At 58.1% G+C, this 578-nt stretch carries 1 protein-coding gene; it reads left to right on the forward strand.

What is annotated here, in order from left to right; genetic code table 11:
- A partial coding sequence (locus OKC41_RS21065) for a GTP-binding protein (RefSeq protein ID WP_270672348.1) occupies nt 1-578 on the forward strand: 578 nt, incomplete at both ends.

The raw sequence follows: 578 nt of genomic DNA on the forward strand, positions 1-578 counted from the left end.
ACCATCGGCCACGTTGACCACGGTAAAACCACCCTGACCGCCGCCATCACCAACGTGCTGGCCAAGCACTTCGGTGGTAAAGCTTTCGCCTTCGACCAGATCGACAAGGCACCGGAAGAGCGTGAGCGTGGTATCACCATCAACACCTCCCACGTAGAATACGACACTGCTACCCGCCACTACGCTCACGTAGATTGCCCGGGTCACGCCGACTACGTTAAAAACATGATCACCGGTGCTGCCCAGATGGACGGCGCAATCCTGGTAGTAGCAGCGACTGACGGCCCGATGCCGCAGACTCGTGAGCACATCCTGCTGGGTCGTCAGGTAGGCGTTCCGTACATCATCGTGTTCATGAACAAGTGCGACATGGTAGATGACGAAGAGCTGCTGGAACTGGTCGAGATGGAAGTTCGCGAACTGCTGTCCGAGTACGACTTCCCGGGTGATGACCTGCCGGTAGTCCGTGGTTCCGCACTGAAAGCGCTGGAAGGCGAAGCTCAGTGGGAAGAGAAGATCCTGGAACTGGCTGGCCACCTGGACACCTACATTCCGGAGCCGGAGCGTGCCATTGACCA

It is taken from the genome of Aeromonas sp. QDB17 (genome assembly GCF_027705305.1).
Taxonomy (GTDB): domain Bacteria; phylum Pseudomonadota; class Gammaproteobacteria; order Enterobacterales; family Aeromonadaceae; genus Aeromonas; species Aeromonas caviae.